18 protein-coding genes, 1 other RNA gene and 1 riboswitch are annotated in these 19,836 nt (G+C 57.6%); of the genes, 9 read left to right on the forward strand and 10 right to left on the reverse strand.

All coding sequences use genetic code 11. The features are described 5' to 3' along the window. Window positions 1-46: 46 nt before the first annotated feature. From KMP13_RS15995 to KMP13_RS16015, 5 genes are all read right to left on the reverse strand, one after another. Window positions 47-1,636: an ABC transporter ATP-binding protein gene (locus KMP13_RS15995; protein ID WP_215266986.1), complete on the reverse strand. Its 1,590-nt coding sequence runs from the start codon at window positions 1,634-1,636 to the stop codon at window positions 47-49. Then, complete coding sequence (locus KMP13_RS16000) at window positions 1,633-2,742, reverse strand: ABC transporter permease (protein WP_215267025.1); 1,110 nt, start codon at window positions 2,740-2,742, stop codon at window positions 1,633-1,635. The genes KMP13_RS15995 and KMP13_RS16000 overlap by 4 nt, the downstream gene beginning before the upstream one ends. 10 nt (window positions 2,743-2,752) lie before the next feature. Then, window positions 2,753-3,859: a microcin C ABC transporter permease YejB gene (locus tag KMP13_RS16005; protein ID WP_215266987.1), complete on the reverse strand. Its 1,107-nt coding sequence runs from the start codon at window positions 3,857-3,859 to the stop codon at window positions 2,753-2,755. A 2-nt stretch (window positions 3,860-3,861) separates the two neighbouring features. After that, window positions 3,862-5,778 (reverse strand): extracellular solute-binding protein, encoded by a 1,917-nt coding sequence (locus KMP13_RS16010; protein WP_215266988.1) that lies wholly within the window; start codon window positions 5,776-5,778, stop codon window positions 3,862-3,864. A 182-nt stretch (window positions 5,779-5,960) separates the two neighbouring features. Beyond that, on the reverse strand, window positions 5,961-6,455 hold the full coding sequence (locus KMP13_RS16015) for a c-type cytochrome (protein ID WP_215266989.1): 495 nt from the start codon (window positions 6,453-6,455) through the stop codon (window positions 5,961-5,963). Between the two features lie 118 nt (window positions 6,456-6,573). On the opposite strand from KMP13_RS16015, the gene KMP13_RS16020 reads away from it, so the two are divergent. Next, window positions 6,574-7,410 carry a prephenate dehydratase gene (locus KMP13_RS16020; RefSeq protein ID WP_215266990.1) on the forward strand — a complete coding sequence of 279 codons (837 nt, stop codon included), beginning with the start codon at window positions 6,574-6,576 and terminating at the stop codon, window positions 7,408-7,410. A gap of 24 nt (window positions 7,411-7,434) precedes the next feature. Here KMP13_RS16020 and KMP13_RS16025 read toward each other — a convergent pair whose 3' ends face one another. Then, window positions 7,435-7,899, reverse strand: coding sequence for an SRPBCC family protein (locus KMP13_RS16025; protein WP_215266991.1), 465 nt, complete (start codon window positions 7,897-7,899; stop codon window positions 7,435-7,437). A 45-nt stretch (window positions 7,900-7,944) separates the two neighbouring features. Then, a complete protein-coding gene (nudC, locus tag KMP13_RS16030; RefSeq protein ID WP_215266992.1) occupies window positions 7,945-8,934 on the reverse strand; it encodes an NAD(+) diphosphatase in 990 nt (329 codons plus the stop codon). Between the two features lie 277 nt (window positions 8,935-9,211). Here nudC and KMP13_RS16035 point away from each other — a divergent pair, with 277 nt between their 5' ends. The 3 genes from KMP13_RS16035 to KMP13_RS16045 all read left to right on the forward strand — a co-directional run bounded on the left by KMP13_RS16035 (window position 9,212) and on the right by KMP13_RS16045 (window position 12,092). After that, complete coding sequence (locus tag KMP13_RS16035; RefSeq protein WP_215266993.1) at window positions 9,212-11,053, forward strand: bifunctional 2',3'-cyclic-nucleotide 2'-phosphodiesterase/3'-nucleotidase; 1,842 nt, start codon at window positions 9,212-9,214, stop codon at window positions 11,051-11,053. A gap of 95 nt (window positions 11,054-11,148) precedes the next feature. Then, window positions 11,149-11,247, forward strand: an RNA gene (gene ffs, locus KMP13_RS16040) — signal recognition particle sRNA small type. A gap of 85 nt (window positions 11,248-11,332) precedes the next feature. Beyond that, a riboswitch (cobalamin riboswitch) is annotated at window positions 11,333-11,567 on the forward strand. A gap of 102 nt (window positions 11,568-11,669) precedes the next feature. Next, entirely contained in the window at window positions 11,670-12,092 is a 423-nt protein-coding gene (locus tag KMP13_RS16045; RefSeq protein ID WP_215266994.1) for a hypothetical protein, read from the forward strand. A gap of 9 nt (window positions 12,093-12,101) precedes the next feature. Here KMP13_RS16045 and KMP13_RS16050 read toward each other — a convergent pair whose 3' ends face one another. Further along, a complete protein-coding gene (locus KMP13_RS16050; protein ID WP_215266995.1) occupies window positions 12,102-12,650 on the reverse strand; it encodes a protein-tyrosine phosphatase family protein in 549 nt (182 codons plus the stop codon). Between the two features lie 216 nt (window positions 12,651-12,866). Between KMP13_RS16050 and KMP13_RS16055 the strand changes: the two genes are divergently transcribed. The 4 genes from KMP13_RS16055 (at window position 12,867) to recR (ending at window position 16,433) form a co-directional block, all read left to right on the forward strand. Further along, window positions 12,867-14,687 (forward strand): DNA polymerase III subunit gamma/tau, encoded by a 1,821-nt coding sequence (locus KMP13_RS16055; RefSeq protein WP_215266996.1) that lies wholly within the window; start codon window positions 12,867-12,869, stop codon window positions 14,685-14,687. Between the two features lie 64 nt (window positions 14,688-14,751). After that, window positions 14,752-15,096 (forward strand): RidA family protein, encoded by a 345-nt coding sequence (locus KMP13_RS16060; RefSeq protein ID WP_215266997.1) that lies wholly within the window; start codon window positions 14,752-14,754, stop codon window positions 15,094-15,096. A 234-nt stretch (window positions 15,097-15,330) separates the two neighbouring features. Next, window positions 15,331-15,675, forward strand: coding sequence for a YbaB/EbfC family nucleoid-associated protein (locus KMP13_RS16065; RefSeq protein WP_215266998.1), 345 nt, complete (start codon window positions 15,331-15,333; stop codon window positions 15,673-15,675). A 158-nt stretch (window positions 15,676-15,833) separates the two neighbouring features. Beyond that, a complete protein-coding gene (gene recR / locus KMP13_RS16070; protein ID WP_215266999.1) occupies window positions 15,834-16,433 on the forward strand; it encodes a recombination mediator RecR in 600 nt (199 codons plus the stop codon). A 257-nt stretch (window positions 16,434-16,690) separates the two neighbouring features. On the opposite strand, the gene ltaE is transcribed toward recR, so the two are convergent. Then, window positions 16,691-17,737 (reverse strand): low-specificity L-threonine aldolase, encoded by a 1,047-nt coding sequence (ltaE, locus tag KMP13_RS16075; RefSeq protein ID WP_215267000.1) that lies wholly within the window; start codon window positions 17,735-17,737, stop codon window positions 16,691-16,693. Between the two features lie 541 nt (window positions 17,738-18,278). After that, window positions 18,279-19,043, reverse strand: coding sequence for a DUF1013 domain-containing protein (locus KMP13_RS16080; RefSeq protein WP_215267001.1), 765 nt, complete (start codon window positions 19,041-19,043; stop codon window positions 18,279-18,281). Window positions 19,044-19,190: 147 nt separating this feature from the next. On the opposite strand from KMP13_RS16080, the gene KMP13_RS16085 reads away from it, so the two are divergent. After that, window positions 19,191-19,835, forward strand: a complete 645-nt coding sequence (locus tag KMP13_RS16085; protein WP_215267002.1) for a ribonuclease T2 family protein — start codon at window positions 19,191-19,193, stop codon at window positions 19,833-19,835. Window position 19,836: the final 1 nt, after the last annotated feature.

Here is a 19,836-nt window from a genome sequence, read left to right on the forward strand (position 1 = left end):
GCGGGCGCGGGAGTTCTAGCTCTACATTTTAGACGGAGCAGACCCATTACTCAGTAGGCACTGCGGCTGACAAAAGGCTCTGGGTATATGCGGCTTGCGGCGCTGTAAAAACAGCCTCTGCCGGGCCGGTTTCAACCACATCGCCCTGGTTCATCACCAGTACGCTGTGTGACATCGCCCGCACCACGTTCAAGTCATGGCTGATGAACATATAGGCCAGACCATAGCGTTTCTGCAGATCCCGCAGCAGCTCGACAATCTGAACCTGAACCGTCATGTCCAGCGCCGAAGTTGGCTCATCCAGCACCACCAGCTTCGGCCGCAAAACCATCGCCCGGGCAATGGCGATCCGCTGCCGTTGCCCGCCGGAAAACTCATGCGGGTAGCGGTCCATGGCAGCCGGATCCAGCCCGACCTCCTCCATCACTTCGGCCACCAGTTCGCGTTGATTGCGATGTTTGTCGACCTCGTGCACCGTCAAACCTTCGGCGATGATCTGCGCACAGGTCATTCGCGGTGACAGCGCACCAAAGGGATCCTGAAACACAATCTGCATATCCTTGCGCAGGTCCCGCAGTTCCCGCGTCGACCATTTGCGCAGATCTTGGCCCTCAAACTGTACCGCCCCTTCGGAGGCAATCAACCGCATGATCGCCAAAGCCATTGTGGTTTTGCCAGACCCGGACTCTCCCACAATCCCCAAGGTCTCCCCCGCGCGGATCGAAATGGAGCAGGGATTCACCGCCTTGATATGGCCAACCGTTTTGCGTAGCAGCCCGCGTTGGATCGGGAACCAGACCTTCAGATCTTGAGCCGCGACAATTTCAGGCGCGTCTTCTGGCACCGGATCCGGAATGCCAGATGGTTCAGCCGCCAACAATTTTTGCGTATAGGGATGTTGTGGGTTGGTAAAGATCTCAGCCGTGGGACCCGTCTCGACAATCTCACCATCTTTCATCACACAAACCCGGTCGGCAATCCGACGCACAATGGCGAGGTCATGGGTGATGAACAACACGCCCATGCCCTCACGTTCCCGCAGCTCGGCCAATAGATCAAGGATCTGCGCCTGAATGGTCACGTCGAGCGCAGTTGTCGGCTCATCCGCGATCAGAATGTCGGGTTTATTGGCCAAGGCCATCGCGATCATCACTCGCTGGCGTTGCCCACCTGACAGCTGATGCGGATAGGCGCCCAAGCGGCTTTCGGCGTCACGAATTCCCACTCGCTGCATCAGCTCCAGGATACGTTGGCGCGCAGCAGCCCCGACCAACCCCTGATGTAGCGAGAGGCTTTCGGCCAATTGTTTTTCCAACGTATGCAACGGGTTCAGCGAGGTCATCGGCTCCTGGAAGATGAAGGAGATGTCGTTGCCTCGCACCGCCCGCAGATGGGCCTCGTCCGCGCCAACCATTTCGGTGTCGCCATATTTGACCGACCCCGTGACCTCGGCGCTTTCGCCGAGCAGAGACACGGTCGACAGGGCTGAGACCGACTTTCCGGACCCGGACTCGCCCACCAATGCCACGGTTTCCCCTTTGTCGACGGTGAAGGACACGCCTTTTACCGCCTCGACCCGTCTGCCGTCCTGACGGAAGGCCACGCGGAGGTCTTTCACTTGCAAAACTGCGCTCATGAAAAGGTCTTTCTTGGATCAAATGCATCGCGCACGCCTTCAAAGATGAAGACCAGAAGCGAGAGCATCAGGGCAAAAGTGATGAAGGCGGTGAAGGCCAGCCAGGGGGCTTGCAGGTTCTGTTTGGCTTGCAATGTCAGCTCACCCAACGAGGGCGACGATGACGGCAAACCAAAGCCGAGGAAGTCCAGCGAGGCCAGTGTGCCAATGGTTCCGGTCACGATGAAAGGCAACATGGTCAGGGTCGCCACCATGGCGTTGGGCAGCATGTGACGGAACATGATGGTCATGTTTCCGACCCCCAACGCCCGCGCCGCGCGCACGTATTCCAGATTACGCGCCCGCAGAAACTCCGCCCGCACCACGCCCACCAACGCGGTCCAGCCGAACAGAATGCTGAGGAAAACCAACAGCCAGAAACTGCGCCCCAGGATCGCAAATAGGATGATGATGACATAAAGCGACGGGGTGGAGGACCAGACCTCGATTATCCTTTGGAAGATCAGATCGACCCAACCGCCAAAGAAGCCCTGAACCGCGCCAGCAACAACGCCGATGATTGTCGCGGCAGCTGTCACCATCAAGGTGAACACAATCGACAGGCGGAAGCCGTGGATTACACGCGCTAAAACATCACGTTTGCGACTGTCGGTGCCCAGCCAGTTCTGCGCATTGGGCGGCAGTGGCGCCGCGCCTGGTCGGTCCACGGCTGTATCAAAGGAATAGGGAATGAGCGGCCAGATCGACCAGCCTTTTTCAAATCCTTCTGCCTCATAAGTGCCCGCGCCAATCGCCTCAATAATCCCTTCAGGGTCATCGAAACACTCTTCCAACCCACCGGATCGGATCAGACATTGCACTTCGGGGTCGCGATACGCCGCTTCCGTCTCAAAATCGCCGCCAAAACGGGTTTCTGCATAGGAGGTCACAACCGGCATAAAGAACTCACCCCGGTAGCGCACAAGGATTGGTTTATCATTGGCCAGAACATCCGCCAGCAGGGACAGACCAAAGAGGATAGAGAACAAGACCAGCGACCAATAGGCCCGGCGGTTGCCCCGGAAATTGCGCCAACGGCGCTGGTTCAGCGGTGACAAAGTAAACATCGACATCGCTTTATCCCTCCCGGCTTTCAAAATCGATGCGCGGATCGACCAGCACATACATCAGGTCCGAGATAATCCCGACCACCAGCCCCATCAGGCCAAAGATGAACAAGGTGCCAAACACAATTGGATAGTCCCGCGCCACAGCCGCTTCAAAGCCAAGCCGCCCAAGGCCGTCGAGCGAGAAGATCGTCTCGATAATCAGGCTGCCGCCAAAAAACACACCAATAAACACCGCAGGGAATCCTGCAATCACGATCAACATAGCGTTGCGGAACACATGGCCATACAGCACGCGATTTTCCGACAGCCCTTTGGCACGGGCGGTCATGACATAGTGTTTCTTGATCTCATCCAGGAAGGAGTTCTTGGTCAAAAGCGTCAGCGTCGCAAAGCTGGCAATGGTCGAGGCCAGAACCGGCAGCGCGATGTGCCAAAAATAATCGCCGATTTTGCCGATCAGGCTGAGTTCGCTGAAGTTATCCGAGGTCAGTCCCCGCAGCGGGAAGACCTGCCAATATGAACCACCGGCAAACAAGACCAACAACAGGATCGCAAACAGAAATCCAGGGATCGCATAGGCCGCAATAATCGCACCGCTGGTCCAGGTGTCAAAGTTACTGCCGTCCTTGATCGCCTTGCGAATGCCCAATGGAATTGAGATCAGATAGGCGATCAACGTCGACCAAAGCCCCAGCGTGATCGAGACCGGCATTTTTTCAAGCACCAGATCAATCACGCCGATTTTGCGGAAATAGCTCTCACCAAAATCAAAGCGCGCGTAATTGCCGAGCATCAGCAAAAACCGCTGCAAGGGTGGCTTGTCGAAACCAAACTCACGCTCAAGCTCTTCGATAAACTCAGGCGGCAAACCGCGGGCACCGGCGTATTTCTCATCACCACCGCCGCCCAGGGTCAGATCATTGTCCAGCTCCAGGTTCGCCTCGGCCCCGCCGCCAGAAAAGCCGGCAAAGACATCGCCCTGCCCCTGTTGCTGGGCGATGATCTGTTCAATCGGGCCGCCGGGGACAAATTGCACCAGTGCAAAGTTAACAATCATGATCCCCAACAAGGTGGGGATCACCAACAACAAACGTCGTAGGATGTAGGCTGCCATGATTACCGCAACGCGCCTTTGGCTTTTAGATCCGCTTCTTTGTCGGGGTTGATCCACCACAGATCCAACCAGCCCAGCGCGAATTTCGGCAGGTTTTCGGGGTATTCGTACATATCGAAATGGCTGACCCAGTAGTTGGGCACATAGCCACTTGGAAGCACGAAAAACTCATGACGCAACGCACGATCCAGAGCCATGAGTGCTTGGTCTTGGTCAGTCTTGCTGGTTGTTTCAAACGATGCTTCAATAATCGAGTCGACCAACGGGCTGGCCAGTCCGGCCGGGTTAAAAATACTAAACGCGGCTTCTTTTGAACCGTATTGCTGCGACAGCCCGCCCCCCGTGGACATAAAAGATCCGTAGCGAGAGGAGTAAACCATGTCGAAATCGCGTTCACGATCCCGCAGTGTAAATTGTGCAGGGTCAACTTTCTCGGCGATTGCATCTACGCCCAACGCTTGTAGGTTTTGAACATAGGTTTCGATCATAGTCGCGATGGTTTCAGGAACACTCGTCGCGTAAGGGATTTCGATCTTCAGCGTCTCCCCCACAGCGTTACGACGCAGCTTGTCGTCCCCGACAACCCAACCGGCAGCATCCAGCATTTTCGCGGCTTTGCGCAGGTTGCGACGATCACGCAACCGTTCTGCGTTTGAGGTATGGCTATAGGACACCGGTGTTGTCAAAAAATCAGCTGGCACGACTTCGCCTAAGCTTTTCAGAAATGACAACTCACCACCTGTCGGGACATCTTTGGCTTCTAGATCGGTGCCCTCGACAAAGGAACTGCGCTGCGTCGACAATCCGAACAACAACGATTCATTGACCCACTCAAAGTTGAAGGCCAAAGCTAGGGCTGCACGGACTTCTTTATCGGCCAACTGCGGCTTGGCCAGATTGAAGACAAATCCAGTTGGGTTCGGTGGGTTTTGGTTGGGGATTTCTGCCTTCACTACATTGCCGTCACTCACATTTGGAAAGTCATAGCTCGTCGACCAAATCTTGGCGTCTCGCTCCAAACGAAAGGTATATTCGCCCGCCTTAAAGCCCTCAAACGATGCGGTTTGGTCCGCGAAGTACTCAACACGAATACGATCGTAGTTATGGCGTCCGACATTGATGGGCAGGTCTTTGCCCCAGTAGTCATCGCGTCGGTTGTACACGATCCGGCGGTTTACATCGTAGCTGTCCAGCATATAGGGACCTGAACCCACAGCAACCTCATACCTGGGCTCATCCAAGCGACGCGTTTCATCCGCTTCAAACCAGGCTTTGGAAAACACAGGCGTGTTGCCCACCGTTTCAATCAGACTACGGCGGGTGACATCCGTATTGAATGTAAACTTGACCGTATGATCATCCAACGCTTCCGCACCGGTGACCATATTGCTCACGGCTTGCGCATAAGACGGCAGGCCTTGGGTGATGAACAGCGTGTGGCTATAGACGACGTCCTCGGCCGTGACCGGCGTCCCGTCCCAAAACGTAGCTTCGGGTCGCATGTGGAAGATCACCCAATTGCGTCCTTCATCATACTCCAAGCTTTCCGCCAGCAGGCCGTAGTATTGCCCCACCCCGTCGCTGGTACTCTCAATCAGGCTGTCATACTGAATCGTCGTCAACACTCCTGCACGCCCTTTGACGGTGTAAGGGTTCATATTGTCAAACGTGCCCGAGGTCGCCAGCGATAACTCCCCGCCCTTGGGGGCCTCCGGGTTCACATAGTTCAGATGTTCATAATCCGCCGGATAGTCGAGATTGCCGAAATAGGAATAGCCGTGGCTCTTGGTCAACCCGTCTTCGGCACGGGCAAGTCCGGTGGCCAGTATGAGCGCGCCAAGACCAAGGCCCAACCATTTCATCGGTGTTCCTATTCGGGCAACGGTCGCAACACGGGCCTGCACATCGGGTGACTGCATCGACGGATCCTCCATTTGGGTTCTACTGCCAGAGTTATGGATTACTTCTATGTGTCCAAGCACAGCTAATACAAGTTTAGAGAATGTGAACACCCCGTGAAGAGGCGAACTGATGCCTGAAAAAGAAACAGCCGCCACCCGTTAGGGTAGCGGCCTCAAATTCATCGCTTACGCGGCGCGACTTACTGAATTGTCGCCAGATATGCGATCAGGTTCGCGCGGTCTGTGTCTTTCTTCAGACCGGCAAAGCTCATCGAGGTGCCCGGCGCGTAGTCTTTTGGTTTTGCCAGGAAGGTATTCAATGCGTCTTCGGTCCAGGCTCCGGCAGGCAGTGCGCCTGAGTAGCCGAATCCTCCGGCGGAATTGGCCTCACGCCCGACCACACCAAACAGGTACGGGCCGGTTGCGTTGGCACCACTTTCCAATTTGTGGCAAGCGGAACACTTCTTGAAAACCTTGGCACCTTTGCCCACATCCGCGGTGGCCAAGAGCTCGGTAAAGCTTACTTCTTCAACTTCTGCGGCACCGCCAGCATCAGCGACTTCAATCACATAGGACGCCTCACCGTGGCTATCCATTGCATAAATCTCTGTTGCCGCCCATTTGCCTAGCAGGAATACGAGGAACGCACCGCAGAATCCTGCGGTCGCTTTGGTAAGGGTCATCGTGTCGAACATGATCGCGAGTCCATTTAGCTGTCTGCCCGTTTGTCTAAGGCTTCCCCTATACACTGACAAGGTATAGACAGCGCGACTAAATGCCCGTTTATTGAAGTTTTCTACGGATGAGACGTAAATGACCCGCAAAATCGCCATTCAGGGAGAACTTGGCTCCTATAGTCACGAGGCTTGCCGCGCTGCGCGACCCGATATGGAAGTGTTGCCCTGCCGCACCTTTGAACAGGCAATTGCCGCTGTGAACACCGAAAATGCGGATCAGGCAATGCTGCCGGTCGAGAATTCCACCTATGGCCGTGTCGCAGATATTCACCGTCTGCTGCCCTATTCCGACTTGCATATTGTCGACGAAGCCTTTGTGCGGGTGCACATCAATGTTCTGGGCGTTCCGGGTGCCACCTTGTCCGATATCAAGGAAGCCTATTCCCATCTGGTACTCCTGCCGCAATGCTCGAGCTTTCTAAAGGAACACGGCATCGTGGGCCGCGTCAGCTCAGACAATGCGCGGGCCGCCCGCGACGTGGCAGAACGCGGTGATCCCGCCGTTGCAGCCTTGGCCAGCGAATTAGCGGGTGAGATTTATGGTCTGAACGTGCTGGCTCGCCATGTAGAAGATCAGGGAAACAACACCACCCGGTTCATCATCATGGATCGAGAAGCCAACTACGAACGTCGCGGCGAACATGGGATGGTCACCAGCTTTGTCTTTCAGGTGCGCAACATTCCTGCTGCGCTTTACAAGGCAATGGGTGGTTTTGCCACCAATGGCATCAACATGGTGAAACTCGAAAGCTATATGATCGACGGCTCTTTCACCGCAACCCAGTTTTATGCCGACATCGAAGGCCACCCAGATGACGCAAACGTCCAGCTCGCCATGGACGAGCTGGCATATTTCACCACAAATATCAAGATATTGGGCGTCTTTCCCGCCAGCCTGCAACGCCACGAGTAGCACTGATTCGGGGTGTTTGGGGGACTATGCGTAGTCGCCCAAACGCTCTTCCAAAATTGTGACGAACTTGCCAATCCGCTCGCGGAAGCGTTGCTCCACCTTGCCACGTGCCAGTTTAAGCGATTGCAACACCAACCGGCCCGGCAGGGTCGAGGCCGCGAGATCCGCGACAATCGCCACTCTGGTGCAATTCGGTGACAGGGCCACCAGTTCCACATTGAAAAGCCCGGACACACCGCCGCCTTCACCTTTGACCGCAAGAAAGGTTGCGGGCTGCAATTGCTTCAAGGTCAGATCCAGCGTACGCCCTTTGCCGCGCAATTGAAATGCAACCCGCCACTGCGTGCCTTCCGACACATCACCTTGTGTGCGACGTTCAACGTCCAGCCCACGGCGGGCCGCAAGACGTTCCAGATTATCGAAATCAGACAAAAGCTGAAAAACCCGCTCAATCGGGGCGTCGATATCTTCCGATGCTTTCAGTTCCATGTTCTCACCTGTTCGTAACGTTCAAATCCGCGGACCACTGATTATTCAGCGCAGTGTATCCGCAAGCCAGTTATCAAGAAGGAAACGCGCAATCGCTCCTTTGCGGGCTGGGCGAATTTTTGGGTGTAAATCTGCCTGAGATTCCATGACCTCCTGCTTATTCACCCAAAGCGCATCCTCAATTTCCTTCGGGTCGATTGTAATCTCTTCGCTGGTGGCTTCGCCCCAACAGCCAAACATCAGCGACATTGGGAAGGCCCAGGGCTGGCTGGCCAGATACCCCACGGGGCCGACCGTGACGCCGGTTTCCTCAAAGACTTCGCGGCGCACGGCGGCTTCCAGCGTTTCTCCGGGTTCCACAAACCCAGCCAACAGCGAATACATCCCCTCGGGCCAGCCTGGGGAGCGGCCAATCAGCACTTTGTCGCCACGCGTGATCAACATGATGACAACCGGGTCGGTGCGCGGGAAATGACGCGCGCCACAACCTCCACAGATCCGTTGCCAGCCCCCGTCGATCAAATCGCTTTTGTGACCGCATTTCGAGCAAAAACCGTGACTTTGGTGCCACGCCAGAACCGCCTTGGCTGTGGCTGCGATCTCACCGTCCTGCGGCGACAAAGCCACCATAAAGCTGCGCAGCTCTGCGAACACGTCGCCTTCGGGCAAGTCGGGATGCTGCTGCTCAGTCAGATCACGGAACGCTCCGATTTGGCTCAGATCTTCCTCGTGCGTATCCCATCCCAGAAGCTCCTGCGCGAATAGGCCTTCACTGGAGTTCCCCAACCCCAGAAACACTGTGCGTTCCGGTGCGTTTTGCACCAGCGGGTGCTGCGTGTCCAACATGATCAATTGATCCGGCATTGGCGCGACATCTGGGTTTTGCGAACGGCGCACCAACGGCTTGCCCTCCCACAGCAAAAGAACCTTGCTGCCCTGTGCCCAAAGATCAGACAGCGTTTCAGAGTCCCCTCGAAGATTGGCCGCCCGTTCCAGACCGCCGCCGCCAAAGGTTACCGTTTCTGCATGTTTCATCCGCTCTCTGCCCATTGCTTATTTTTTGTACGGTTTCGCCTTACAAATTACCGTCATAGCGCCAACTGCACATAATTACTTGGCGAAGTTTTCGCAAAAAATCGCTTCTGTGCCAATATTTTACGGGGTCAATCTTCTCTAAGTTGCACCACCCCCCAAAAATGGTGAATTGTTAAGATTCTATACTTTGCACATGCTTTAAACACTGTTTCTATGTGCAAGAACACAGAAGAAACCCAAGTGCGAGCAGAATAGAAATGCGCCAGGCAATGGCAAAATGACAGGTCCTTTAACGCCTCCCAGTCCCTCGGTGGCCCGGTTACGCCTTATGGCAACAACCGATCTGCACGCACATCTCATCGCTTATGATTACTACGCTGACAAAACGGATACCCCCCTTGGGCTGACACGCGTTGCAACCCTGATCCAACAGGCCCGCGCGGAAGCACAGGCCGAAGGTATCGCCACGCTGTTGATGGACAATGGCGATGGATTTCAGGGCGCCCCCCTTGGCGAAAGCATTCTGCACGGACAAAGCCAACGCCACCCTTTGATGACCGCCTTCAACGTGCTGCAATATGATGCAATCGGTCTGGGCAATCACGACTTCAACTATGGGCTGCCAACCCTGGGCCGATTGCTCAAGGATGCGCCCTGCCCGGCACTGTGCTCCAACATGAGCGCGATTGAACCCGGGTTGGAACTGCCGTTCAAAGCCAGCACCATCATTGAAAAACCAATGCCCGGCGTTGCGGATGCACCGCCTGTGCGTATTGGCGTTTTGTCCGTTTTGCCGCCGCAAACGGTTATCTGGGATGCCTATTTCCTGGAAGGTCGGGTGGTTGTGCAGGACATGGTAAACGCCGCACGCGACACAGCGCGCGCCCTGCGCGAACAGGGCTGTGATCTGGTGATCGCACTTGCACACACGGGGCTTGGCGACCGGGACGCTGTCCTGAACATGGAAAATGCCCTCTACCCGCTCAGCGCTTTGGAAGAGATCGACGCGCTGGTGGCCGGCCATACCCATCTGGCCCTGCCCGACGCCCAGCACCAATTCCCCAATCCCGTGGTCATGCCCGGCGCATTTGGCAGTCATTTGGGTCTGATCGACATGTCGCTGCGCTGGGACGGTGCCCGGTGGAGACTGCAAGACACCCATTCTTCGTTGCGCGCGGTCGCGCCGGACGACGGGCCGTTGGTTGCCGAAAACCAGGACCTGCGTGCAGCCCTATGGGATGACCATGTCGAGGCCTGTGCGCGTTTGAACCAACCAGTGGGGCACATCACCTCGCCGCTGCATTCATTCTTTACGTTTTTCTCCCATGACCGTTCGCTGGCACTCAGCGCGTCTGCGCAGGCTGCCGCGGTGCGTGCTTATGTCCAAGGGACACCGGCCGAAAATCTACCGCTTTTGTCCGCTGCCGCTCCCGGCAAATTTGGCGCCCGTGCCGGACCCAGTTTCTACACCGATGTGCCCGCCGGCCCCGTCACCATGCGGCATGTGACTGATCTGCAGATCTTTCCCAATCGGCTACGGGCGGTTGAAGTCACCGGCACCGAGCTGCTGGACTGGCTGGAGATGTCTGCGGGGATTTTCAACCGTGTTTCTCCGGGCAGCCAGGACCAGCCATTGGTCAACGATCAGCGCGCCGGACACAATTACGATGTGATGTTTGGGGTCGAATATGAAATCGACCTGACACAGCCTGCGCGGTTCAACAGCACCGGCACTCTGGTCAATCCAACCGCCAAACGCATCCGCAATTTGCGCTGGGATGGCACACCGGTGCGCCCCGAACAACGCTTCCTGGTGGCCGTCAACAGTTACCGTGCCAGCGGCGGCGGGCATTTCAACATGGTGCGATATGCACCGCAACTGTCCTTGCCGCCGGTGCGTCTGCGCGATGTCATCCGCGACTATATTGCGGGCCACCTGCGCCGCGACCCGTTAGATGATGCGCCGACACCTTGGCAGTTCAGCCCAATAGAAAACGCTCATGTGGTCGCGCTGACAGGGCCGGCAGCAGCCGTGCATCTGGATGAGCTTCCTTCAGAACGCCTTTCGTTATTGCCTGTTGATAGCAACGGGTTCTTGGGGCTGCGCTTGCAGCTCTGATCCGGTTCTGCGCGGCACGCCCCCCGTCGCGCAGAACCGCTCTTTCCCTTTGTCATGCCCTTGTCATTCTTGGATCTGCACTCTATATGCGGAGTCGAGAGGTTGGCGCGGGCAGGCGCCTCGCCAACCTGGTCAGGTCCGGAAGGAAGCAGCCACAACGAGCCCCGCTTGGGTCGATGTCCAACCTCTCACTTTACCTCCCCTACAGGTGAACGCAAAATCTTGGGTGCGGCTCCGCGCGACCTACAAGATTTCGTTTGACGACTCGCGCCCCTTCCAGATAGCCATAGTACAGATGGTTCTTGAGCCCCCATCGGTGGGCCAGGATGAAAAGGGAACACGGTGCGGAGCCCGGATGCGTCTGACGCAAAATGGCTCTTACTCCGCGACTGCCCCCGCAACTGTAAGCGGCGAGCGATCTTGATCACAACCACTGGCCCTCAATTGGGCCGGGAAGGCGTCAGGAAAGCAGCGACCCGCAAGTCAGGAGACCTGCCATCGGACTTGAAACTCGAAACCGGGCGGGGTGCTCCGGGACGGGATCCGATTGTAGCCTGCGTTAAAACAGCCGCATGTGATCTTTGCCTCTCCCCGTCTTTTGCGCGCGGAGGGCGCTATGATCTGGACCAACGAAACACACGACTGTGCTGCAACCCATTGTCCGAAACTTGGCCGCCCCTGCCCGGCCGCCATGCGCATGTTAAAAGCGCTGAGCGCCAGCATGACCCAGGCCAAGGGTGTGACCGAAGACAATTTTCAAATGACTGGCCAGGCGGGATTAAACGCCTGCGCTGAGGGCTGTATGGCGCGGTTTGTCGCCTCTCATTACCGCATTCGGGTGTTCTGTGGTGTAAGCATTACCGCAGATCAGTCGGATCTGGACCGGTTTGCCGATGTGATGCTGTGCGACGCAAGCCCGGGGCCCAAGGGGCTGGGCAATTTGCCAATACGCCCGCGCGCCCTGGCGCAGGCCGTCCCGCAGCGCCCGCCCGTTGCGACAACCATCGCCCGGCATCTTGCAGCCGTGGACCCGACATAAAGACGGGGATCACACCCGCCGTGCGCCGATGGCCCAGGCCAGCTGCTCTTCGGTTTCCACCGCGTCCGGCTGCACGGCGCGCAAGCGTTTCAGGGCGGAATGCGGTTGCTCGCCCGCTTCGATCATCAGGCGCAAGACCGCCATGCCGGACCGGCCACAGCCGCCATTGCAATGCACCAAAACCCGGCCGCCTCCGACCAACGCCTTGCGGGCGGTGTGGCTGGCCTTGGGCCATTTGAACAGGACATCCGGTGCTGGGGTCGCGTAATCCACAACAGGCAGATGCAGCCACCTGCTGGCCATGCTTTGAATGTCGGCGCCTAATGTCACAGCACCCACGCCCTCATGCTCGGCCCTGGTTGTCATCGACAGGACAAGCCCCGGTTTCCAGTCGTTGATATGGTGCAAATCCGCCTGATAGGTCCCGGTTGCGCCCGGCAATCGGCACAAGGCCAATATCCCGTTCGCCACCGAAAGGGCATGAATTGTCAGCGTGCTTTGATCAGGGTCCACTTGCAGTGAACCAAGATCCGTCGTTGAACTGCTTTCCAGTCGCATCAGCGCCTCCCCAGCTGGGCTAGAGTTCCGCCATTCCCACAATTAAACTCTAACTCTGGAATGCGTCATTCGCCTAGGGTTTTCTTTGACCGCCGCAAAACACGCCTGTGATTTCAGCGCTGGAACGACCCCACACGAGATGAGCGGTGGACGAAGGGCGCGCGCTTCCTTACCTTGATGCAAACCCGAAATTGACGCGAATCCGGCAGACCCATTATGAACGACACCCCCAGCGGCGAGACGGGCACCCAGCCCAAATATCAGGTACTTGCGCGGAAATACCGCCCCGAGACCTTTGCCGATCTGGTGGGGCAGGACGCTATGGTGCGCACCCTGAAAAACGCCTTTGAGACGGGGCGGATTGCGCAGGCCTTTGTGATGACGGGGATCCGGGGCACCGGCAAAACCACGACCGCGCGGATCATTGCCAAAGGGATGAACTGTATCGGCCCCGACGGCCAGGGCGGACCAACCACCGAACCGTGTGGTCAGTGCGAACATTGCACCGCGATCATGGAAGGCCGGCACGTCGACGTGATGGAGATGGATGCGGCCTCCCGCACTGGTGTTAACGACATTCGCGAGATCATCGACAGTGTGGCCTATCGCGCGGCCTCGGCCCGCTACAAGATCTTTATTATCGACGAAGTGCACATGCTGTCGACCTCGGCCTTTAACGCGTTACTCAAAACGCTGGAAGAGCCGCCCGCCCATGTCAAATTCATCTTTGCCACCACCGAAATCCGCAAGGTTCCGGTGACCGTCCTGTCGCGCTGCCAACGCTTTGACCTGCGTCGGATCGAGCCTGAAGTGATGATCAGCCTCCTGCGTAAGATCGCCGGGTCTGAGGGAGCCGAGATTGCCGCAGACGCGCTGGCGCTGATCACCCGCGCCGCCGAAGGCTCTGCCCGGGATGCGACATCCCTGTTGGATCAGGCAATTTCCCATGGCGCGGGCGAGACAACCGCAGAGCAGGTGCGCGCCATGCTCGGCCTGGCAGATCGCGGCCGTGTGCTGGATCTGATCGACATGATCTTGCGCGGTGATGCAACAGCGGCGCTAACAGAACTGTCCAGCCAATATGCCGAAGGGGCCGACCCGCTCGCTGTTTTGCGCGACCTTGCGGAAATCACCCACTGGGTCTCGGTGGTGAAAATCACCCCGGATGCCGCAGAAGATCCAACCATCAGCCCGGATGAGCGCGCCCGCGGCCAAGCCATGGCCGAGGCCCTGCCGATGCGGGTTCTGACCCGCATGTGGCAGATGCTTCTGAAAGCCCTGGAAGAAGTCTCGGCAGCACCAAACGCCATGATGGCAGCAGAAATGACAGTGATCCGCCTGACCCATGTGGCCGATCTGCCCAGCCCGGAAGAATTGCTGCGCAAACTGCAGGAGTCACCAACGCCGCCTATTGGTCCAGGCGGTGGGATGCCCATGCAAAACATGGGCGCGCCTGCGGCGAGCGGGGGGGGCGCGGCTTCGGCTTACGCCTCAGCCGCGCCGCAAGGTGCACCCGTTGCCCCCCGCTCTGGCGGGTCGTCCATGGCGAGCAGTGGCGGGGCGGGTGCGATGGCTGCTGTGACTCCGGCACCCAATCTTGCGCTGGCACGCTATCCCACGTTTGAACATGTGGTCGAATTGATCCGTAAACACCGCGATGTCAAACTGTTGGTGGAAGTTGAGGGCGGCATTCGCCTGGCGGCCTATCAACCGGGTCGGATCGAATTCACCCCCTCACAAAGCGCCCCACGTGATCTGGCTGCGCGCCTTGGCACGGCCCTACAGAACTGGACCGGCAACCGCTGGGTAGTCTCGATTGTCGATGGCTGCGTGGCTGAGACGATTGCCGAAGTCCGCGACGCCGCAGAAAATGCCCTGCGCGCCAAAGCCACGGCGCATCCATTGGTGCAGGCCGTGCTCGAAGCCTTCCCTAAAGCCAAGATCAAGCGCATCCGCACCCCAGAAGAGATGGAAGCCGAGGTGCAGGCCCAAGCCCTGCCCGAGGTAGAGGACGAATGGGATCCGTTTGAAGAATGACCCCCAGCTCCTTTGCGCGACCAAAGCCCCCCCAACAACCCCCTGAGTATTATTTGAGGCCCATATGATCGAACGTCTCCACACCGGCCAACGCATGAGCAAGATCGTCAAACACAACGGCACCGCCTATCTGTGCGGTCAAGTTGGCAATGCAGGCGACACAGTCGCCGAGCAAACCCGCGAATGCATCCGCCGTATTGAACGCCTGCTGGAAGAAGCAGGTTCCTCCAAAGAGCAAATTCTCCAGGTCGTGATCTGGCTGGCGGATATGGCGGATTTTGCCGAGATGAACGCGGTCTGGGATGTCTGGGTTCCCGAAGGACACGCCCCGGCCCGCGCTTGCGGTGAAGCCAAACTGGCCCGTCCCGAACTAAAGGTCGAGATGATCGTCACGGCCGCTTGTGATTAAGAGCTGCGCCGACTGCCACATCTCGCGGTAGCTACAGCCACTGCCCCGTCGCGCTTCACCCTCTCACGCGTATTTGTACGGCTTTAGCTTCATCTTTTCCAAAATACTTCGGGGGGTGAGCCAATTGGCGAACATTGGGGGCAGCGCCTCCTCCCCCTTGTCGAAACGGATCGCGCTCCGTATCTAAAGATCAAACGTATGCGATACTGCACCCTCAAAAGATAGGAGCCCCCGATGTTAAAAGGCCTCGGTGCTCTCGGCGATATGGCCGGGATGATGAAAAAAGCCCAAGAAATGCAAACCAAAATGGCCGAGATGCAGGATGATCTCGCCAATCTGACCGTTGTGGGCGAAGCCGGTGCAGGCTTGGTCAAGGCCACTGCCACCGCCAAGGGTGAGCTGACGGCGCTGGACATCGACCCTTCGATCTTTTCCGGGGACGACAAGGAAGTGGTCGAAGATCTGATCCTTGCAGCAATCAAGGACGCACAGGCAAAGGCCGCTCAGAAATCTCAAGACGAGATGAAGCAGCTGACCGACAGCCTTGGCCTGCCCGCCGATATGAAGCTGCCGTTTTAAGCATAAAATTGGCCGACACGTGCCCCTTGCGCGTCGGCCAGATCAGACACCGGACGCAAACCGAGCGAAACAAAACTCGAACATTTTGCTTTCCGCGTGCTGCCGCTGTGCCGTATAAGACATAAAGCAACAGCAAATCAGTCGGACGCCCTGCCCCCGTGTCGCAAAACTCCACCGCCGAAATCGAACAACTGATCGCCCTTCTGGCCAAACTGCCGGGACTGGGCCCACGCTCGTCGCGCCGCGCGGTCCTGCACCTGATCCGCAAACGCGAGTTGCTGCTCACGCCACTGGCCGCCGCCATGCAAGAGGTCGCCACGACAGCGCGCAGTTGCCTCAACTGTGGCAACGTTGGAACCAGCGAGATCTGTGCAATCTGTAGCGATGAGGGGCGGGCGAACGGCGAACTCTGCGTGGTCGAAGATGTCTCGGATCTTTGGGCGATGGAACGCGCTGGCGTGTTCAAAGGGCGCTACCATGTCCTGGGTGGCACCCTGTCGGCACTGGACGGCGTCGGGCCGGACGAGCTGCGCATCCCACAATTGGTGGACCGGGCGACAGCCGAAAGCGTGCAGGAAGTCATCCTGGCGCTCAACGCCACCATCGATGGCCAAACCACCGCGCACTACATTGCGGATCTGATGCCCGATCAGGTTGCGCTCACCTCGCTGGCCCAGGGTGTGCCAATCGGAGGCGAGCTGGACTACCTCGACGAAGGGACAATCTCGGCGGCTCTCAAAGCGCGCAAGGCATTCTAAACTCTGTGTCTCTGAAGAGAGCTGGCTCATTGAGGCCTACAAAAGCCCTCCATCACGAAAACGATCACCCAGCAAAAAACAAATGCTCCCGCGCTTGCAGATGTGCTCTGGCCATTGGCCAGAGCACATCGCAATCTTGGGCGTAGCGCCGCGCCGAAGGCGCGGCGCTACGCCCAACGGGAGGACAGCAATCTTTGATTGCCGACGACGGGCGGGAGTTCTACGGTCGAAACTTCAGAACCGGCCAAAGAAGAAATTCAGAAACTGCGAACCGCTGATAGAAGTGCTGCGAAGCCGACGTCAGTGACATCCTTATGCAGGACGAGCCGCAGCGGTTCGTTTTCGCCAAAATTGATTTTCACACCGGCAGCAGTGAGGCTTGCAACCAATCGTTCTTGCACATCAGACTCCACACGCAAGAACAGCATATTGGTGTCCCCCCGAACATCTGTGATCCCCGCGGTTGCCAGTGCCGCCTTCAACTCGGCCGCCCGGGCGTGGTCATCAGCCAGTCGCGCAGTGTTATGCTCCAGCGCGTAAAGCCCCGCTGCCGCCAAAACGCCTGCCTGCCGCATTCCGCCGCCCAGTATTTTACGCAGACGCCGCCCTTTGCCGATCAGGTCAGACCGCCCAACAAGAACCGACCCCACCGGTGCGCCCAACCCTTTGGACAGGCAGATAGATACCGTATCAAAAGGTGCTGCCAACGCCTTTTCGCCGCATTGCAAGGCGACCGTCGCGTTAAAGAACCGAGCACCGTCCAAATGGGTCGAAAGCCCCGCCGCACGCGCCACATCCACGACCTCAACACAGCGCGCCAATGGCACCGCCATGCCGTTGTGGGTGTTTTCCAAAGACAGCAGACGACTGATCGGATGATGCGCGTCATCCGCTTTGATCGCCTTGGCAATATCAGCCGCGCATAGCCCGCCGTCCGGTTCGACACGGCGCGGATCCAAAACACATCCACCCAGAACCGACGCACCGCCGGCCTCGTATTTATAGACGTGATAGTCGCGCCCGGTGATCACCTCTTCACCGCGCCCGCAATGAGCCAGCATCGCGATCAGATTGCTCTGCGTACCTGACGGCAGGAACAACGCCGCATCCTTGCCCAAGCGTTCAGCCAGCGTGGCTTCCAGACGGGCGATGCTGGGATCTTCACCATAGACGTCATCGCCGACTTCGGCCTCGGCCATAACCGCGCGCATGGCCGCATCCGGCCGGGTGACGGTGTCACTGCGCAGATCGCATTGGGTGTCGATGCCCAGTTCCAGAGACTGTTTCGAGCTGTATTGGCTCATGACCAAACTCCCTTGCCGAACTCACCCTAAATCCAGGTTTGGCCGAACGTCCGATTGTTGTGTTTAGATGGTGCACCGAACGTTTTTGTCGCGCCCTTGCGTCTTGCATTTAGGCGTAAGCCGCAGTGAAGATCAAAACCTGAATTGTATGCGATACGTTTGACCGGCACACGGGTACGATCGATGACATGGTCAAAGCTTGCATAGAGGAAAACCGGCTTCGGGCGGTGGCGCCATAACTCGGTGGAAAATACATAAATTCACACAAATCTTTCGACAAAATTAACGATTGATGTTGGCGAAAATGTGAAGTGACACTTACCCTAAACGAAAGTACATTCGTACAGACGTGTACTTTAAAGTGTAGCTTTATTTGCCTTGGGCAATTTGCCCACTATTTGTTTGTTTATTCTTAGTTTGATTTTGCGGGGAGCACTTGTGCAGTTTAGCCCCCAAGCAAACCAGCACTATTACCCCGCAAAGAAGCCGCAGCATTTTCGTGCTGCGGCTTTGAACGTTCTTACGGGCTGTCTGAATAGGCTTACGCGCGGTCCTCGTCGTCCTCATCCTCACCGCCACCAGCGGGCAGGTTAAAGAAGCTGTCCGCGTCCACAATCGGATCGCTGTCCGAAGGATTCTGCTCTGCCGGATTGCCACCCAGCGTAAAGGCTTCCAGACCTTCGATACCGCTTGGCATCTTGGGTTCTGCATCCATTTCCAGGGATTGCTCGGTCGACACCAGCTTGCGACGCTCATCATCGCTCATCACGCCGCCTTCGGCCGCTTTGGCCGCCGCAGCTTTTTGCACCACAGCGTCCAGCTCGGATTGTTTACACAGGCCCAGCGCAACAGGATCGATGGGCTGCATGTTGGAAATATTCCAATGCGTCCGCTCGCGGATCGACTGAATGGTCGGCTTGGTTGTGCCCACCAGTTTGGCGATCTGACCATCGGACAGTTCCGGGTGGAATTTCACCAGCCACAGGATCGAATTCGGGCGGTCCTGGCGTTTGGACAGCGGCGTGTACCGCGGTCCGCGACGCTTTTCTTCACCGGCTGCAGCCGGGTTGAACTTGAGGCGCAGCTTGTGCAGCGGGCTTTCTTCGGCCTTGTCGACCTCTTCCTGGGTCAGCTGGTTGTTGGCAACGGGGTCAAACCCCTTTACGCCCACAGCCACTTCACCATCGGCGATGCCCTGGATTTCCAGCTCGTGCATGCCTACAAAATCACCGATCTGCTTGAAGCTGATCGTCGTATTGTCCACCAGCCACACGGCGGTCGCCTTGGCCATCAACGGTTTTGCCATGCGTCTTCTCCTTCACGCGTGCCTTATCCCCGGATATAGCTTCCCTGTCGCCTGGAACAGGCGGCCCCGGTATTTTGGGGCAGGTTTCCGTTTTCGGGGAACTTAAACCTCTATATAGTCGCCTTCGTTTGATAAGGAAAGAGGCCAATGCGCGCTGTATTTTACGCACTCCTACTGATTATTCCCGCCCTCACCGCGCCTTTGGCTGCCGAGGGGGAACGCGCCGGAGAATTTGACTACTACGTCTTGACGCTCAGCTGGTCTCCGAACTGGTGCGAGGTGGAAGGCGATGCCAAAGGCTCGGACCAATGCGACCCGCGCCACGATCACGGATGGGTCATGCATGGGCTCTGGCCACAGTTCCACCAGGGCTGGCCCAGCTATTGTCGGACGACACAACAGGCCCCGACCCGCCGGATGACCGGCGAGATGGCCGATATCATGGGCACATCCGGCCTAGCCTGGCATCAGTGGAAGAAACACGGCACGTGTTCTGGTCTATCGGCCCAGAGCTATTTCAACCTCTCCCGCCAGGCCTATGAGCAGATCGAGCGACCTGCGATCTTTCGCAATCTCGACAAAACAGTCAAACTGCCCGCCTCGATTGTCGAGGACGCCTTTCTAAAGGCCAACACCGATCTTGACCGAGACAGCCTGACCATCACCTGCCGCGCTGGCCATATTCAGGAGGCCAGGATTTGCCTTTCGCGCGATCTGAAACCGGTGCCCTGTGGGCGTGATGTGATCCGCGATTGCCAGCTGAAGGATGCGCTGTTCACCCCGATCCGATAGG

It is taken from the genome of Epibacterium ulvae, assembly GCF_018678075.1.
GTDB classification, from domain to species: Bacteria; Pseudomonadota; Alphaproteobacteria; order Rhodobacterales; family Rhodobacteraceae; genus Epibacterium; species Epibacterium ulvae_A.

Coding starts and splice junctions, on each gene's coding strand:
- KMP13_RS16055 (WP_215266996.1), top strand. CDS start 12,867: ATGAACGACACCCCCAGCGGCGAGACGGGCACCCAGCCCAAATATCAG.
- KMP13_RS16060 (WP_215266997.1), top strand. CDS start 14,752: ATGATCGAACGTCTCCACACCGGCCAACGCATGAGCAAGATCGTCAAA.
- KMP13_RS15995 (WP_215266986.1), bottom strand. CDS start 1,636: ATGAGCGCAGTTTTGCAAGTGAAAGACCTCCGCGTGGCCTTCCGTCAG.
- nudC (WP_215266992.1), bottom strand. CDS start 8,934: ATGAAACATGCAGAAACGGTAACCTTTGGCGGCGGCGGTCTGGAACGG.
- KMP13_RS16015 (WP_215266989.1), bottom strand. CDS start 6,455: ATGTTCGACACGATGACCCTTACCAAAGCGACCGCAGGATTCTGCGGT.
- KMP13_RS16000 (WP_215267025.1), bottom strand. CDS start 2,742: ATGTTTACTTTGTCACCGCTGAACCAGCGCCGTTGGCGCAATTTCCGG.
- KMP13_RS16065 (WP_215266998.1), top strand. CDS start 15,331: ATGTTAAAAGGCCTCGGTGCTCTCGGCGATATGGCCGGGATGATGAAA.
- KMP13_RS16050 (WP_215266995.1), bottom strand. CDS start 12,650: ATGCGACTGGAAAGCAGTTCAACGACGGATCTTGGTTCACTGCAAGTG.
- KMP13_RS16025 (WP_215266991.1), bottom strand. CDS start 7,899: ATGGAACTGAAAGCATCGGAAGATATCGACGCCCCGATTGAGCGGGTT.
- KMP13_RS16045 (WP_215266994.1), top strand. CDS start 11,670: ATGATCTGGACCAACGAAACACACGACTGTGCTGCAACCCATTGTCCG.
- KMP13_RS16005 (WP_215266987.1), bottom strand. CDS start 3,859: ATGGCAGCCTACATCCTACGACGTTTGTTGTTGGTGATCCCCACCTTG.
- KMP13_RS16035 (WP_215266993.1), top strand. CDS start 9,212: ATGACAGGTCCTTTAACGCCTCCCAGTCCCTCGGTGGCCCGGTTACGC.
- KMP13_RS16020 (WP_215266990.1), top strand. CDS start 6,574: ATGACCCGCAAAATCGCCATTCAGGGAGAACTTGGCTCCTATAGTCAC.
- KMP13_RS16010 (WP_215266988.1), bottom strand. CDS start 5,778: ATGCAGTCACCCGATGTGCAGGCCCGTGTTGCGACCGTTGCCCGAATA.
- KMP13_RS16080 (WP_215267001.1), bottom strand. CDS start 19,043: ATGGCAAAACCGTTGATGGCCAAGGCGACCGCCGTGTGGCTGGTGGAC.
- KMP13_RS16085 (WP_215267002.1), top strand. CDS start 19,191: ATGCGCGCTGTATTTTACGCACTCCTACTGATTATTCCCGCCCTCACC.
- ltaE (WP_215267000.1), bottom strand. CDS start 17,737: ATGAGCCAATACAGCTCGAAACAGTCTCTGGAACTGGGCATCGACACC.